Genomic DNA, 14037 nt, shown 5'->3' on the forward strand with positions numbered 1-14037 from the left:
GTTGACTCATACATGAAACGTTCCGCTTTCCGCCTTTGCGCCGGTGCCATGCTCTCCGCACTGATGTTGTCTGCCCATGCACAGGAAACCGTGCTGATCCAGGGGCCGCATATCGCGATCGACAGCAGCGATATGCGGGCCGATGCACTGCGCATGCCTCCGGAAATGCGCGATACGGTGCTGTCCCGTCCACAGACAGTGACCCAGATCGCGTCCAACCTGTATGCGCGCCGCGCCATGGCGCAACGGGCTGAAGCTGCAGGGTTGGAGAAGGAACCGGAAGTAGCTGCCGCGCTTCGCGTGGCCCGGGACAAGGTGCTGTCAGATGCTTATCTGACCAAGGTGGACAAGGACAACATGCTTTCGGACTCGGCTGCCGAAGGTCTGGCTCGCAACATATACAAGGCCAAGCCGGAACGCTTCAAGGTGCCTGAGCAGGTTCAGGTGCGGCACATTCTGATTGCAGGCACGGGGGCGGATTCCCGGGCGCAGATCGAGAAGATCGAGCAGGAACTCAAGGGCGGCGCAGACTTCGCGCAACTGGCCAAGGAGCGCTCTGCGGACAAGGGCAGTGCTGCCAAGGGCGGTGATCTGGGCTTCTTTGAAGCTGGAAAGATGGTTCCCGAGTTCGACAAGGCGGCATTCGCCTTGACCAAGCCGGGAGAGTTGAGTGGCATTGTTCAGAGCAAGTTCGGCTACCACATCCTTCAACTGGAAGGCCGCCATGCCCCGAGAACGCGCAGTTTCGACGAGGTGCGCAGCGAACTGATGCAGGAAGTCCGCGCGAACGTGCAGCAGGAGGCGCGCGTTGCCGACGCACAGGCAATGCAGAAAGAAGCAAAAATCAACAAGGAAGCCATCGAAGCTTTTGCAGCTGGCTACAACCCGCAGCCGGTGAAGACGGCGCCGTAACGCGTAAGCTCTGCGGGTGTGATCGAGGCGCAGGCTTTCAACGCCTGCGCCGTTGCCTGGCGGGCAGCGCCCCGCCTTTGATGGTTTTCTTCATGCAGACTTTGCGGAACGAGTGGCGTGCCGTCTGGAGCGCCCGCTCCCTGGTATGGGTGTTGACCCGGCGCGAGGTGGCGGCACGCCACGCCGGCACGGCCGTCGGCATCCTGTGGCCTTACTTGCAGCCCTTGCTGACCGTCGCGGCCTATTATCTCGTCTTCGATGTCGTGTTCTCGATGCGGCTCGGCAATGGAGCCCCCACGCATGCCGTGGGCACGTTCCTGGTCGTGGGCGCGCTGCCGTGGATGGCGTTCTGCGATGCCGTGTCCCGGGGCATGAACAGCTTGATCGAGGCGGGGGGAACCCTGCAGAAGAATCCGTTGCCGCCCGTGCTCTTCACGACGCGGGCCGTCCTGGCCAGCGGCGTTATCTTCGGGCCGCTGCTTTTGCTGGTGGCCTTGGTCTATACCCCCCTGCACGGAGTGCGACCGGCCCTGCTGGCGATGGTGCCGCTGCTGGCACTGCAATTGCTCCTCTGCCTGCTCATCGGGTACCTGCTTGCGATTCTTGCCGCAGCCCTGCGCGACACGGTGCAGATCGTGGGTTTTCTTCTTTCCGTGGGGATCTACCTCACGCCGATCCTTTTTCCCCTGACCATGTTCCCGGAGAACTGGCGATGGGTGTTGTGGCTCAATCCCATGACGGCTCTGGTCATCGGGTACCAGCAGGTGCTGCTGCTGGGGGACTGGCCTCCTTCCAGCGTATGGCTGGCCGGTGGGGCGTGGCTGCTGGTCGTCGCCATGGCGTTGAATGTCGTTGTCCGGCGCAGCCGTGACCAATTGGTGGACTGGCTATGAGCGCCCTGCAGCCCTTGTCCGAGACGGTCCTCCAGGTGAAGAACCTGGGCAAGGAGTACCGCATCTACGCGTCTCCTCGCCAGCGGCTCAGGTCGCTCATCACCGGCCGCTCCCACCATCGCAGCCACTGGGCCCTGAAGGACGTGTCTTTCGAATTGCGCCGTGGCCAGTGTATCGGCGTGATCGGAGACAACGGTGCCGGCAAGAGTTCGTTGCTGAAGTTGCTGGCCGGAACGCTTCAGCCGTCGACCGGTTCGATCGAGCGGGTGGGACGAGTGACGGCCATTCTGGAGCTTGGAGCCGGCTTCCATCCGGACTTCAGCGGGCGGGACAACCTGTACTTCGGCGGCAGCCTGATCGGTATCGACCGGGAGACGATGCAGCGCCTGGAGCCTGAGATCGTCGAGTTCAGCGAACTCGGGCATGCGCTGGACCGGCCCGTGAAGACTTATTCCTCCGGCATGGCGGTGCGCCTGGCTTTCGCCCTGGTCACCGCGGTGCAGCCCGACGTGCTCATCATCGATGAGGCACTGGCGGTGGGGGACCAGCATTTCCAGAAAAAGTGCGTGGACCGGATCATGGCTTTCCGGGATGCGGGCTGCACCATCCTGTTCTGTTCCCATAGCCCCTATCACATACGCCATCTGTGCGATGTGGCCTTGTGGCTGAAGGATGGGTGCGTGGAGCAGTTCGGGCCGACGGAGCCTGTGCTGGCGGCCTACGATCTGCATACCCGTTTGCGCGACGGCGTATCCCAGGGGGAGGCTCCTCACGTTGCCGGCGCAATGCCTCCGGCAGACCTGGTTGCAGGGGGGGGCGCTGCCGTGGAAGGCCCTGACCGGAATCGTGTCGCTGCGGGGGATGCCGGCAGTGCCTGCATTGTTTCCGTGGACGTCCAGGACCTTGCCGAGCCGGAGGGGGACCGTCCCGGCACGCTGCAGAGCAAGGATCTGGTGGTCTCCATCGTAGTGCGTGGCCGCGGGGATGAGCGTCCGAACATCGGATTCATGATCGAGCAATCACGCGGGGTGGGCATCACTTCGCTCGGGACCCATGAAGAAGGAGCGGAGCCGGTACGGCTCGATGACGGCTCGTGGCGCTCGGTCCTGACATTCCCCGAGCTGCCTCTGCACACGGGCGATTACGTGATCAGCGTCTATCTCTTCGACGAGACGGGGCTGGTCGTTTATGACGAATGGTTTCAGTTCCTGCATTTCCATTTTTCCTTTCCGAAGCCCATGCCAGGCCTGGTCCGCCTGCCGCATCGCTGGGAATGAGCCGGTGATGACGCGTTGGGGCCGTGCCTGGTCGCGGTGTAAGAGGGAAAGCCGGGATCTGCTGGAAGTGGTGGTGCTGCCCGGCCTGGCGGCCGTGCTGCCATGGACCGTGTGCTTTCGCCTGTTTCGCCGCATGGCGCACTGGCGATGGCTCTACCGTGATGCCTGCGAGGCCGCGCTGGCACAGGCCAGTTCGCGTGGGTGGGTACACGGCCTTGCCGAAGAATGGCTTGCGGAACGCAGGCTGGTGACCTTGCTGGACCATGCGGACCATTATCTTTTTCGGACACGGTCTGCGGCCTGGATGCGGCGCCATGTCGAAGTGGACGGTGCATGGGGCGGGGCCGGGAAGGCGGGGCTCTTGTTCACTTTCCACTGGGGTGCCGGCATGTGGGCGCTCTGCCACGCATCCACGGCAGGAATGCGGGGCAACATGGTGCTGGCAGCACCCGGCGGGCGGGATTTCGTCGGGCGATGGGTGTTCGGGCGGTACGTGCGTGCCCGCATGCGTTCGGTCGAGATGGCGCTGCATCGCCCGGTGGTCTTCGTGCCCGGGGGCATGGAGGGCGTGCGGCAGGCGCTTCGGCGTGACGAGCAGGTGGTGGTGGTCATCGATGTGCCGGAAGACCAGGTCAACGTCACGCGCACCGCGACCATCCTGGGGCAACCCGTCAGCGTGCCTGCCGTTCTGCCGCAGATGGCGGTGGACCATTCATTGCCGGCCACGGTGTTCTACATGGGTATCGATTTGCAATCGGGCCGCAGGACACTGCGGATCGCGCCGCTCGGCACGTTCAGTGATCCACAGGAGTTGACCGACAGGGTGTTTGGTCATTTTGACGGGCTGCTCAGGCAGCGGCCTGCTGCATGGCATTTATGGACGGAGGCGCCGCGTTTTTTCCGTGCGCGCGTCGATGTCAGGCGCAATCCAATGGAGGAGAAGGCGGTGAACCCATGAACTGGATGAGTCGGTGGCAGGAACGCCTTTGGGGAGTGGCTGCCTGGGATGAGGGGCGGATTTCGGACGAATGGTTCCGCGCGCACTTCGGCTATGCAGCCGACGTCGTCAACGACTGGGTCGGCGGAGCGCTGGATCTGCGCACGTCCCGGCTGCTGAATTTCGGATGCGGAGACGGCATCACGGATCTGGCGCTGGTGCTCAAGCATGGCGCCACGGGCATCCATGGGGTGGATATCCGCCAGGAATACCGGAAGCTGCCGCGTATCGCTCGCGAGCAACTGGGGATGTCGCGCATCCCCTCTGCGTTGACGTTCGAAACCATCCAGCCCGGCGCACCGCTGGCGGGCCGGCAGGCCTCCGTGGACGGGATCATGAGCTGGTCCACCTTCGAGCATGTCGATCGCGGCCAGCTGCTGCCGATCCTGAAGGACCTGCATGCCTGCCTTCGGCCAGGGGGATTCTTCTTCATCCAGATCGAGCCGCTGTTCTATTCACCGTATGGATCGCATCTGCGCCGCTATGACGAGGTGCCGTGGCACCACCTGCTGGTGAGCGAAGAGGAACTGTGGGAGATCATTCGCATGCACGAAGGGCCCATCGATGCCGCGGAGACCGATTTCGGTTTTGCGGATTTCGGTCCGGAGGGCTACAAGCGCTTCGTCTTCAATGAATACCGGGCCTTGAACCGTCTTACTGCGGACGAATTGGTCGGCCTGACGGCGGAGGCCGGTTTCCACGTGGTGCGGCAGGAACGCCGGAGCCTGCAGATGGAGATTCCGGAGGAGTTGCGCGGCAAATATCCGCCGGAGTGGCTGCTCAACAACGAGATCTTCCTGCTGTTGGGGCGCTGAGACCTGCTGGCCCGTAGAAGCGGGTCGCCAGGCGCCGGGCGGGCCTGGCTCGCGCTGGCCTGCCGTTCAGCTCATGCCTGCAGCCAGTTTTTCACGCGGCGCTGCCAATGGGACGGGATGCGCCGCGCCACGCCGCGCAGGACCGGCAGCGAGCGAAGGTACACCACTGCCGAGAGCAGGCCCGATTTCGCTGCCGCGGCCGGGGTCGCCTGGGGCTGGAGGCGCTGCAGTTCCTCCAGGGAAAGCGGTTGCGATGGTTCCATGGGCATGACGCCCGACAGGTAATCGGATTCATAGCGGAAGCCTGCCGGCGCCGCCTGGCCGTCCATGCCGTCGGGCAGGGGCACGGGCTGCGGCATGGCAGGCGCTTCGCCGGTCGCGAAGTGCGTGCTGCGGATCTCGTCGAACCAGGCCAGCCATTGGGGCGCCGTGGCATCCCAGGGGCGCACCCAGCTCCAGGGCCGGCCGACGACCCGCTCGTGGAATGCGCCGATGTCCGGAACGGCCACCGGCAGTCCCGCGAGGAGTGCGGCGCTGAGCGTGTAGCTGTAGGTCTCGGGCCACTGGGCCGGGAACCACACGATGTCCGGTTGCAGCCACTGCAGCAGTTGCGGCAGGTCCTTTTCGGCGTATTCGCCATGCACGGTGAGGTGCGCGCGGGGCTGGGTCTGCAGGCTGCGGTAGCCGTAGCCGATGAGATGGAAATCCACGGGCGCATTGCGGCGAGCGGCTTCGATGGCGACGGCCTCCAGGAGGTCCGCACCCTTGATGGCACTGAGCGCGCCGATGACCGCCACCTTCAGCCTGCGGCCTTCCGGCAGCGGGTGGGGCGCAGGCACCGGCAGCGCGGATGCCTCCGGCATGTCGGTGTGCGGCACGGCGAGTACCCGCGCATTGGGCGCGAACGCCGCGATGCGGCGTGCCGTGTCCTGGCTCGGGGCGAGCACGTGGCGGGCGCTATCCAGCAGGCGGGTATTGGACTGGCGCCATTGGGCCACAGTGCCTCCGGTCGGTGCCTGCATGTCTGCCGGGCAGCACTGGCACTGGCCCGGCCCGGTCTCTCCCACATACCGGTGGCCGTTGCCGGTCATGGAAATGTGTGTGCAGTAGCTGTAGTAGTCGTGCGCCGTGAAGTCGTAGGCCACGCCCAGCAGGTGGGGCAGATTGCGCACTTCCTGTCCATGGCCCAGCAGGTGGTGGAAGTGCACATGGCTCACGCCCAGGCGGCGCAGCACGTCGAGCAGTTCGTCGTACTGGTCGTTCAGCCGGAATGCCAACTCGAATCCTTCCTCCTCCCCTGCCATGCGCAGCTTGACGCTGTGGCCATGTGCCGGCGTCAGCGTGAGGAACTGCGCCCGTCCGTCCAGGTGGCGTGCCAGCTCGCGGACATGGCGCACCGTACCGCCCGCGCGGTCGTGCAGCACGGCCAGCACCAGCGGTTGGCCGGCCTCCGTGATGCGTGCCGCATCGAGCGCCAGCCGGTAAGGAGCCGCGGGATCGGTGCGCACGAAGGCATGCACGTCGCGGTCGTAGTTCGGATGCAGGCGGCGCAGGATTTCCATGGCGGCCAGTTCGCGGGGACTCTTGCTGTCGCCGAAGCTCACGCCGCCGGTGTGCAGCACGAAGGTGTCCAGCAGGTGCAGGTTGCGCCAGCCGGCAGCCTGGGCGCGTTGGCAGAAATCGTTCTCTTCGCCGTAGCCCTTGCCGAAGTGCTCCGTGTCGAAAAGGCCGACTTGCTGGAGGCAGTCCCGCCGGATGTACATGCAGAATCCCACGCCCGTCGGCACATCCACCACGGCGCCTGGATTCGTCCTGGCGCACAGGGCGTCCAGGCGCGCCGTGTCATAGCCCGGGGGAAGGTCGTTGTCCTTGCAGAAGCGTGGGTAGCTGCAGATCGTCGCGTTGTTGGAGAACGGCGTGACGGACGCGACCTTCGCGTCGCCGTAGGCAGCCTGGCGGATGCGGTCGAGCCAGTCGTTGGCGACCTCCGTGTCGCTGTTGAGCAGCAGAACGTCGTTGCTGCCGCTCAGCGCCATGCCGCGGTTGACTGTGCCCACGAAACCGAGGTTTTCCTCGTTCTCGAGCAGCAGGATGCGGTCGTCCCCGGCCGCACGTTCGCGCAGCCAGGCCGTGACTTCGGGCTCGGGGCTGCAGTCGTTGATGACGACGAGGCGATAGGGCGTGCGGCAGGTGCTGGCGAGGACCGACTCCACGCACAGCCGCGTGTCGGCCAATCCGCGGTAGACCGGCACGATGACGTCGACGGGGTGGCTGGAGGGCGTGAGGGGAACGGCTATGTGGCGTACCGGTTCCGCGGCGCGCGGCGCGCGGCCCAGGATTTTGTCGAGGCGCATCTTGGCGTGGACGATGGGGCGCGTGGCGCGGAACACGGTGGAGTTTTCGATGGAATGCAGGTGGCTGGAGAGCGAATTGAAGTCCCGCCGCGCGCATCCCAGTTCGTGCTGCAGCCGCGTGATGTCGCGCAGGGACTGGGAAGCCTGCTGCTGCAGTTCGTTGCGTTGCTGCAATACTTTGGTGTTCGCCTGCTGGAGGGCGCTGCGTTCCGATTCCAGCGTCTGGTTCCAGCCCTCCATTGCCTGGCGCTCTGCCGCCCAGGCGTTGCGCGCGGCTTCCAGTTCGGCATTCATCCTGATTTGCGTGGCATGGTGCTCGTCCCGCAACTGGGCGATCTGGTCCTGCAATGGCCGGACCGCACCCGAAAGCGCCAGATAGTCGGCAGACATGGGCCAGCCGAGCTCCACTTCCAGGCAGGCGTTGCCCGGGAGCGCGCTCGCGGCGGCCAGCGCTTCCGGCGGAACCGGCAACTGCATCCATGGGTCGTCCCCGGTGAGCAGCACCAGGCTGGCTGCCGCTGCGGCAGGCAGGGCCTGGAGGTTCCATGCCATCTGTTGCTGCGGCTGTTTCTCCATCACGGCACGCGAGGAGGCGTCGGCCTGCCATGTCCATGCGGGGCTGCCATCCGGTGCGCGCAGGGTGATCCCGTGCAAATGCAGGAAGCCGGGCCGGTCAGCCGGGTCGAGACGCAACTGGGTGATGGGCTCGCTGGAGGACGGAAGGTCGAAGCGCAGGGTCTGGTGGTGCTCGCCGATCGTTCCACGCGCGGTGAGCTTCTGATCCTCGGCGAATCCGTGCCGGGTGCCCCAATAGAGCTGGGCAGTGAACAGCGCCCGGGCCGGCTCCATGTCGTGGTCTGTACCTGCCGCATCGTTGGCCACCGCCTCTGCTGCTGGCAGGGCCCTCGCGATGAACTGGTAAGCCATGGCGTCCGGCGTGGCGAGCAGGTGCCGGGCCACTGCGGGTGGCAGCTTGTCGAAGGCGGCGTCGAACTCGGATTCCGGTATTTCCCGACGGATGGTGTCGATGTCTTCCAGGGCCCAGGCCTGTTCCCCCAGGAACCTCGCGAGCGATATCCGGGTGAAGAAACGCAGGTGGGTGCGGTCCAGCAGGCCTTCTTCCCGGTAGCGGAACTCGCCCTGCAGCAACTCTGCCACGAGGCCGCAGTAGCCGGCATTGGGCACGGAAATCAGCACGCGCCCCGCAGGCGCCAGGAGGTGTCGGCATTGCTGCAGCACCTGCTCCGGACGCCGCAGGTGTTCCAGGACGTCGGCACAGACGATATAGTCGTAGCGCTGGCCGGTAAAAACGGTAACGAGGTCGCATGTTTCGAGATCATCGACCACGACGCGGCGGTAGTGCGGACGTGCGTGGCCGGCTTCGGCCTCGCTCCAGGTCATGCCGTCGCTCACGGCATTGCGGGTTTGCGCAAGGTACTGGCCCAATGCGCCGCTGCCGCACCCCAGGTCCAGCACCGTTGCGCCGGGGTGGATCTGCTCTGCCAGCACCGAAAGGGAGGTGCGCTCGTCGGGGCGGATGCTGCGGAGATAGACGTGCAAATCCTCGATTGTTTGGGTCATCCCGGGATTATGACGGCCCCCTGATGGGCTGCCGCCCCGGGCCGCGTGAGTGGTCTCCTACAGGGATGTCGGCCCGGGGAGACGACAATACGCAGTTCATGACAACACTATCCCCTTCTGGCGGCCTGGCTGTATCGGTCGTCAGCCATGGCCACGGCCCCCTTTTGCACGCCATGCTGCACGGCATGGCCCGCTGGTGCGCAGGGAGCGTGACGCGGGTCGTGTTGACTCTCAACATACCGGAGCCGTCCCCGCCCACCCCGCCGGGACGTACGGACTGGCCGTTCGCGCTGGATATCCGCCGCAACGCCCGGCCCCTGGGTTTCGGCGCCAATCACAACATGGCATTGAGCGGCGCCGTGGAGCCGTTCGTGGGCGTGATCAATCCCGATGTCGCCTTTCTCGACGCGAATCCGTTCGAGCGGTTGCTCCAGGCTGCATCCGAGCCGGGCGTCGGTTGTGCCTATCCCGAGCAGGTGGACCTTTGCGGAAAGCTGCAGGACTCCGAACGGGAGTTGCCGACGCCGGGCGCCCTCTGGCGCCGGCGCATCCTCCGGCAGCCCGATCGCCGGACGGATTGGGTGAACGCCGCGTTCCTCGTGTTTCCGTCTGCCGCATGGACGGGGGTGGGCGGATTCGACGAACGCTATTTCATGTACTGCGAAGACGTGGACCTCTGCCTGCGCCTGCGCCTGAAGGGCTGGCGGCTGGCCAGGGTGCCGGTGCGCGTGGGCCATGTCGGCCAACGCGCCAGCCGGCGCCGCATGGCCCATCTGGGATGGCATGTCCGCAGCCTTCTGCGGCTGTGGACATCGCCTGTGTATCGCCAGGCGCGATCTTTGTTGCGTGCGGATACCGCCGAAGCGCGTAGGATCGGCGCCCCATGATCTGGTTGTCTCTGGTCAGCTTCCTGGCGACGGCCCTGGCTGCCGCCTGTATCGTCCGTTGGGGGCGAGACCACGCCGCGAACTACGGCGAAGCCATGCCGCAGCGCTTCCACCTGGGTGACGTGCCCCGCCTGGGCGGCGCGGCGCTGCTGGTCGGGATGGCCATCAGCTGGTCGCTGGGGGCCTTGCAGTCGATCCTGTGGGGTGATCCGGGCTCTCTGCGCCTCGGCTCCTGGGTCGGCTGGTGGATGGCCAGCCTGCTGCCGGCGGCCATCGGCGGCATGGCGGAGGACATGACGCAGCGCCTGCCCGTGCGCTACAGGCTGCTGCTCACCGCGCTCTCCGGCGGGATCGCATTGATGGTGCTCAACATGAACGTGCCCCGGCTGGGACTGCCCTGGCTGGATGCGCACCTGGTGGAGATGCCCTGGCTGGGCATGTGCATAGTGGTGCTGGCGGTCGCGGGCCTGCCGCATGCCTTCAACATCATCGACGGCTACAACGGCCTGGCCGGCATGGTGGCGCTGATCATCTGCCTGGCGCTCGCGCACGTGAGCCTGCAGGTGGGCGACCGCGCCCTGGCTTCCCTGCTGATCTGCACCGCGGCGGCCACCGTGGGCTTCCTGGTCTGGAATTACCCGCGGGGCATGCTGTTCGCCGGGGACAGCGGCGCCTACATCTGGGGGGTGATGATCGCGCTCAGCAGCATCGCGCTGGTGCAGCGCAACCGCGACGTGTCCCCCTGGTTCCCCATGCTGCTGCTGATGTATCCCGTGTGGGAGACGCTGTTTTCCAGCTACCGCAAGCTGGCGCGGGGCGTTTCGCCGGGGGTGGCCGATGCATTGCATTTCCACCAGCTCATCTACCGGCGCATCGTGCGCGGCGTGTTCCACGACGACGAGTCGCGGCGGGTGCTCATGCGCAACAATCGCACGTCGCCCTACCTCTGGGGCTTCACGATGCTCACCGTGGTGCCGGCCGTTCTGTTCTGGAGCAATACGCCGGTCCTGATCGTGTTCTGCGGGCTGTTCGGGCTGACCTACGTGACGGCCTACCTGGCCATCGTGCGGTTCAAGGTGCCCGTCTGGCTGAGGCACTGAAGCGCCTGCACCGGCGCATGGTCCCTTGTGCGCCGCAAGGCGCGGCGGAGCGGGCACAATGCGCACTTCTCCACTGGCTGCTGCCCTGTTTTCACACGTCGAGCATTCCATGACCGATCTGCAATCCATCGCCCCCCGGGACAAGGCCGAGATCCTGGCTCAGGCTCTGCCCTACATCCGCAAGTTCCACGGCAAGACCATCGTCATCAAGTACGGCGGCAATGCCATGACCGATCCGGCGCTGCAGGCCGACTTCGCGGAAGACGTGGTCCTGCTCAAGCTCGTCGGCATGAACCCGGTGGTGGTGCATGGCGGCGGTCCCCAGATCGAGACGGCGCTCAAGCGCCTGGGCAAGCAGGGGCAGTTCATCCAGGGCATGCGGGTGACCGATGCCGAGACCATGGAGGTGGTCGAATGGGTGCTGGCCGGGGAAGTGCAGCAGGACATCGTGGGCCTGATCAACCAGGCCGGAGGCAAGGCCGTGGGCCTGACGGGCCGTGACGGCGGCCTGATCCGGGCCCGCAAGCTGAAGATGCTGGACAAGGACGATCCCGGCAAGGAGCACGACATCGGGCAGGTGGGAGACATTGTGTCCATCGATCCCAGCGTGGTCAAGGCCCTCCAGGACGATGCCTTCATCCCGGTGATCAGCCCGCTCGGTTTCGGCGAGGAAAACGAGAGCTACAACATCAACGCCGACGTGGTCGCGAGCAAGCTGGCAACGGTGCTCAAGGCCGAGAAGCTCATGATGCTCACCAACATTCCCGGTGTGCTGAACAAGGCTGGCGAGCTCATCACCGAGCTCACGGCCCGCGAGATCGACGAACTCGTGGTGGACGGCACGATTTCCGGAGGCATGCTGCCCAAGATCGCGGGCGCCATCGATGCGGCCAAGAGCGGCGTCAATGCGGTGCACATCGTGGATGGGCGCGTTCCCCACGCGATGCTGCTGGAGATCCTGACCGAGCAGGCCTACGGCACCATGATCCGCAGCCATTGAGCGCTGCGGGCGGCCTGCTTCCCATGCGCCTGCTGCTCGTCGAGGACGACGTGATGCTGGCCAGCGGCATCAAGCTGGGCCTGACCGATGCGGGCTACGCGGTGGACTGGGTGGGTAGCGGGGAACGGGCGGAAGAGGTGTTGCGCGGTGAGGCGTTCGATGCCGCCATCATCGATATCGGTCTGCCAGGCATGGATGGGCTGGAGCTGACGCGCCGCCTGCGCGAGGCGGAGATGGCCAATCCCTCCATGCCGGTGCTCATCCTCACCGCACGCGACGCTCTCCATGACCGGGTCCAGGGCCTGGACCTCGGGGCGGACGATTACATGGTCAAGCCCTATGAACTGCCCGAACTGCTCGCACGCCTGCGCGCGCTGCTGCGCCGCTCGCATGCGGCCACCACCGCGGTGCTGAGCTTCGGGCCGCTGGAGCTGGACACGGCAGGCCGGCACGCGAGCCTGCGTTTTCCGGCCGCCGATGGCGGATTGGCCGTGCGCCAGTCCATCGAGCTCGGACCGCGGGAGTGGACGGTGCTGGAGTACCTGCTGATCCACGCGCCCAAGCCGGCCAGCAAGGAAAAGCTGGTCCAGGCGCTGACTGGGTGGGACAAGGAGATCACCCCCAATGCCGTGGAGGTGTATGTGTCCCGGCTGCGGGGCAAGCTGGAGCCCGGCGGCGTGGCGCTGCGGTCCATCCGGGGCTTCGGCTACCGGCTGGAGTTGCTGGCGCCGGGGCAGGGTTGACGGCCGCGTCCGCCACGATGACGTCGGTCCTGCGCAACCGCCTGCTTTTCTTTCTGGTGCTGCCGCTGTGCTTGCTCGCGTTGGCGGGCGCATGGCTCGACTACCGTTCCGCGGACGCTGCCGCCAGCCGGCACGACCAGCGCCTCGTGCGGTTGCTGCCGGCGCTCGCCGATTCGCTGGCCGGGCCGTCCCGGCGGGAGGGGGAGCCGCCCGTGCTGCTGCTGGCGCCTCCGGTCGAGGAGTTCCTCCGCCAGAACGCCGGCTATGCAGGCTACAGTGTGCAGGACCTGTCGGGGCGCATCCTGCTCGGCGACCACTGGGTGTACAGCGCCGTGCCGCTCACGCATGAGCCGGAGTTCCACAGCGTTGAGCACGACAGCGTGGTCTATCGCGTCGCCGTGCAGCGGACCCGTACCGGGGCGGGGGAACTGGTGGTCTCGCTGGCCGACGGGTCCGACCCGCGCCAGCAGTGGGGGCAGCAGATGCTGCTGCGGGTTCTGCTGCCCAATCTCGTGCTGGTTGCGGCGGCAGGGCTGGCGATCCATTGGGCGGTCCGCCAGGCATTCAAGCCGCTGGTGGATCTGGCCGAGGCCGTCGAGCACCGTTCGCCGCGCGACCTGAGTCCCATACCGGAGGAGGCCTCGCCCGCCGAGGTGCGCCCGCTGGTGCGATCGCTCAATCGCCTTTTCGTCCTGGTCAACGCGCAGACCGAGGGTCAGCGCCGTTTCGTCGCGGATGCAGCCCACCAGTTGCGTACACCGCTGGCGGGCCTGCAGTCGCAGGTGGAGGCCTGGGCGCTGGCTGCCCGGGGGGCGGACCATGGCCGGGCGGGGGGCGATGGACCTGTCCATGGAGGCATTGTTCTGGCCGTGCAGGACATCGAGGCGCTGCGCCGGGCGGCGCGCCGCACTTCCAAGCTCGTGCACCAGCTGCTGGCCCTGTCCCGGGCCGATGCGGGCAGCGTGGATGCCCAGCCCAAGCAGCGGGTGGACCTCAAGGCGCTGTGCGAAAGCCTGCTGGAGGATTTCCTGGATGTGGCCACCGCCCGCGGGCTGGACCTGGGGCTGGAGGTGGAGACGGCCCAGGCATCCGGCCATGGGTGGCTGCTGCGCGAGCTGCTTTCCAATCTCGTGGACAACGCCATCCGGTACACGCCGGAGGGTGGCACCGTCACCTTGCGCTGCGGGATGCGGCCTGGCGGCTGTGCTGTCCTGGAGGTGGAGGACGACGGACCGGGCATCGCGGAATCCGAGCGCAGCAAGGTGCTGCAGCGGTTCTATCGGGTGCCGGGCGCCGCGGGGGAGGGCACCGGCCTGGGACTGGCGATCGCCGATGAGATTGCCCGCGGGCACGGAGGCATGCTGCAGTTGCGGGCGGGCCGCCTGGGGCGCGGGCTGCGGGCCGGCGTGGCCATTCCGGCAGAGGCGGAGCCGGGCACGGGCTAGCGGTCATCGTGCGGCAGGGGCGGTATGCGAGAA

At 66.4% G+C, this 14037-nt stretch carries 11 protein-coding genes; 10 read left to right on the forward strand and 1 reads right to left on the reverse strand.

Annotated elements, in window-relative coordinates; genetic code table 11:
- Positions 1 to 12 precede the first annotated feature (12 nt).
- The 5 genes from T336_RS0114815 to T336_RS0114835 all read left to right on the forward strand — a co-directional run bounded on the left by T336_RS0114815 (position 13) and on the right by T336_RS0114835 (position 4894).
- Entirely contained in the window at positions 13 to 912 is a 900-nt protein-coding gene (locus tag T336_RS0114815; RefSeq protein WP_026433146.1) for a peptidylprolyl isomerase, read from the forward strand.
- A gap of 92 nt (positions 913 to 1004) precedes the next feature.
- Positions 1005 to 1805, forward strand: coding sequence for an ABC transporter permease (locus tag T336_RS0114820; protein WP_013596380.1), 801 nt, complete (start codon positions 1005 to 1007; stop codon positions 1803 to 1805).
- On the forward strand, positions 1802 to 3082 hold the full coding sequence (locus T336_RS0114825; protein ID WP_026433147.1) for an ABC transporter ATP-binding protein: 1281 nt from the start codon (positions 1802 to 1804) through the stop codon (positions 3080 to 3082). Before T336_RS0114820 ends, T336_RS0114825 begins: the two co-directional genes overlap by 4 nt.
- A gap of 7 nt (positions 3083 to 3089) precedes the next feature.
- Entirely contained in the window at positions 3090 to 4040 is a 951-nt protein-coding gene (locus tag T336_RS0114830) for a hypothetical protein (RefSeq protein WP_026433148.1), read from the forward strand.
- A complete protein-coding gene (locus tag T336_RS0114835) occupies positions 4037 to 4894 on the forward strand; it encodes a class I SAM-dependent methyltransferase (protein WP_026433149.1) in 858 nt (285 codons plus the stop codon). The genes T336_RS0114830 and T336_RS0114835 overlap by 4 nt, the downstream gene beginning before the upstream one ends.
- A 71-nt stretch (positions 4895 to 4965) precedes the next feature.
- Here T336_RS0114835 and T336_RS0114840 read toward each other — a convergent pair whose 3' ends face one another.
- On the reverse strand, positions 4966 to 8829 hold the full coding sequence (locus T336_RS0114840) for a methyltransferase domain-containing protein (protein WP_026433150.1): 3864 nt from the start codon (positions 8827 to 8829) through the stop codon (positions 4966 to 4968).
- A gap of 173 nt (positions 8830 to 9002) precedes the next feature.
- Between T336_RS0114840 and T336_RS0114845 the strand changes: the two genes are divergently transcribed.
- From T336_RS0114845 to T336_RS0114865, 5 genes are all read left to right on the forward strand, one after another.
- Positions 9003 to 9716, forward strand: coding sequence for a glycosyltransferase family protein (locus T336_RS0114845; protein ID WP_019702854.1), 714 nt, complete (start codon positions 9003 to 9005; stop codon positions 9714 to 9716).
- The gene (locus T336_RS0114850; RefSeq protein ID WP_019702853.1) at positions 9713 to 10816 is read left to right on the forward strand and encodes an MraY family glycosyltransferase; all 1104 of its coding nucleotides are present in this window, start codon (positions 9713 to 9715) and stop codon (positions 10814 to 10816) included. Before T336_RS0114845 ends, T336_RS0114850 begins: the two co-directional genes overlap by 4 nt.
- A 109-nt stretch (positions 10817 to 10925) precedes the next feature.
- Positions 10926 to 11816, forward strand: a complete 891-nt coding sequence (argB, locus tag T336_RS0114855; protein WP_019702852.1) for an acetylglutamate kinase — start codon at positions 10926 to 10928, stop codon at positions 11814 to 11816.
- 23 nt (positions 11817 to 11839) lie between these two features.
- On the forward strand, positions 11840 to 12559 hold the full coding sequence (locus T336_RS0114860; RefSeq protein ID WP_026433152.1) for a response regulator transcription factor: 720 nt from the start codon (positions 11840 to 11842) through the stop codon (positions 12557 to 12559).
- 17 nt (positions 12560 to 12576) lie between these two features.
- Entirely contained in the window at positions 12577 to 14004 is a 1428-nt protein-coding gene (locus T336_RS0114865; RefSeq protein ID WP_026433153.1) for a sensor histidine kinase, read from the forward strand.
- Positions 14005 to 14037 lie beyond the last annotated feature (33 nt).

This window comes from Paracidovorax oryzae ATCC 19882, from assembly GCF_000687165.1.
Taxonomy (GTDB): Bacteria; Pseudomonadota; Gammaproteobacteria; order Burkholderiales; family Burkholderiaceae_C; genus Paracidovorax; species Paracidovorax oryzae.

Bases quoted from the DNA above. Each gene is read 5' to 3' on its own strand.
- T336_RS0114815 (WP_026433146.1), top strand. From the start codon at position 13: ATGAAACGTTCCGCTTTCCGCCTTTGCGCCGGTGCCATGCTCTCCGCA.
- T336_RS0114820 (WP_013596380.1), top strand. From the start codon at position 1,005: ATGCAGACTTTGCGGAACGAGTGGCGTGCCGTCTGGAGCGCCCGCTCC.
- T336_RS0114825 (WP_026433147.1), top strand. From the start codon at position 1,802: ATGAGCGCCCTGCAGCCCTTGTCCGAGACGGTCCTCCAGGTGAAGAAC.
- T336_RS0114830 (WP_026433148.1), top strand. From the start codon at position 3,090: ATGACGCGTTGGGGCCGTGCCTGGTCGCGGTGTAAGAGGGAAAGCCGG.
- T336_RS0114835 (WP_026433149.1), top strand. From the start codon at position 4,037: ATGAACTGGATGAGTCGGTGGCAGGAACGCCTTTGGGGAGTGGCTGCC.
- T336_RS0114840 (WP_026433150.1), bottom strand. From the start codon at position 8,829: ATGACCCAAACAATCGAGGATTTGCACGTCTATCTCCGCAGCATCCGC.
- T336_RS0114845 (WP_019702854.1), top strand. From the start codon at position 9,003: ATGCTGCACGGCATGGCCCGCTGGTGCGCAGGGAGCGTGACGCGGGTC.
- T336_RS0114850 (WP_019702853.1), top strand. From the start codon at position 9,713: ATGATCTGGTTGTCTCTGGTCAGCTTCCTGGCGACGGCCCTGGCTGCC.
- argB (WP_019702852.1), top strand. From the start codon at position 10,926: ATGACCGATCTGCAATCCATCGCCCCCCGGGACAAGGCCGAGATCCTG.
- T336_RS0114860 (WP_026433152.1), top strand. From the start codon at position 11,840: ATGCGCCTGCTGCTCGTCGAGGACGACGTGATGCTGGCCAGCGGCATC.
- T336_RS0114865 (WP_026433153.1), top strand. From the start codon at position 12,577: ATGACGTCGGTCCTGCGCAACCGCCTGCTTTTCTTTCTGGTGCTGCCG.